Genomic DNA, 844 nt, shown 5'->3' on the forward strand with positions numbered 1-844 from the left:
GCTCGACATAAACAACGCGGCAATCAACGGGCCGATGACAAAACCGTTCAGGCCGAAAATCGCCAGGCCACCCAGGGTCGAGATGAGAATCAGGTAGTCAGGCATTTTGGTGTCCTTGCCCACCAGAATCGGTCGCAGGATATTGTCCACCAACCCGATCACGAACACCCCGAACAACGCGAGCACCGTGCCCTGCCAAATCGCACCGCTGAGCAGGAAATACGCCGCCACCGGCACCCAGACGATACCCGCCCCCACCGCCGGCAACAGCGACAGGAATGCCATCAACACCGCCCAGAGCAGCACGCTCGGGATATCCAGAAACCAGAAAATCAACCCGCCCAACGCCCCTTGCGTGATCGACACCAGCAAACTGCCCTTCACCGTGGCCCGCACCACCCGATTGAATTTGAGTTGCAAGCGACGCTTCTGGTTATCTTCCAGCGGTATCGCCGCGCGCACTTTGCGCGCCAGTTCAGACCCGTCCCGCAGAAAGAAAAACAGCAGATACAGCATGATGAAAAAACCCACCACGAAATCGAACGTCCCCTGGCCAAAACTGAACGCCTGGGACGCCAGAAACTGACTGCCTTGCATCATGCTCTTGATGATTTTCTCGCGAAGCCCACTCAGTTCACCCATGCCGAAACGATCGAGCAAGTGCTGAAAGTACGGCGGCAAGCTGTGTTTGAACTGCGACACATGCCCGGCAATGTCCAGTTCGCCGCTTTCGATTCGGCCATAAAGCGCCGCACCCTCCTGAACCAGCAAGGTACTGATGATGATTACCGGCAGGATCGCAATCAGCACACATAGACTCAAGGTGCACAGGGCCGTCAGGTTG

1 protein-coding gene is annotated in these 844 nt (G+C 57.0%); it reads right to left on the reverse strand.

Annotation, left to right across the window (positions count from 1 at the left end; all coding sequences use genetic code 11):
* Positions 1–844, reverse strand: an 844-nt coding sequence (locus AC1DLB_RS31120) for an AI-2E family transporter (RefSeq protein WP_477786420.1), incomplete at both ends; no start/stop codon positions are given.

The sequence above is a fragment of the Pseudomonas sp. 05N434 genome (assembly GCF_056396965.1).